At 52.0% G+C, this 408-nt stretch carries 1 protein-coding gene; it reads left to right on the forward strand.

The annotated features are described in order from the left end of the window. The coding region (locus Q0779_RS23790) for an Ig-like domain-containing protein (protein ID WP_298776747.1) at positions 1–408 on the forward strand (408 nt) is incomplete at both ends.

The raw sequence follows: 408 nt of genomic DNA on the forward strand, positions 1-408 counted from the left end.
AGTGACGGCTCCACAGCCGATATCACCAGCTCTGTTAGCTGGCTTTCAGATGATACGTCGGTGGTAACGGTGACCACTGCTGGCCTGCTGACTGCAGTGACTACGGGTAGTACAACAGTGACTGCCATCCTAGATAACATTAGCAGTAATGACAGCAGCGTGACTGTCAGTGACGCCACACTGACAACCATTCAAATCACCCCTGCAAGTATTGCTCTCAATAAGGGCAATACTCAGCAATTAACCGCCACTGGCACCTACAGTGATGGCACCTCAGCTGATATCACCAGCTTGGTTAGCTGGCTTTCAGACAACATGTCGACAGCAACGATAACCACCTCTGGCCTGCTGACCGCAGAGGCTACAGGTAGCACAACAGTCTCAGCCACTCTCGATGGCATTAGCGGT

The sequence above is a fragment of the uncultured Shewanella sp. genome, from assembly GCF_947491715.1.
Taxonomy (GTDB): Bacteria; Pseudomonadota; Gammaproteobacteria; order Enterobacterales; family Shewanellaceae; genus Shewanella.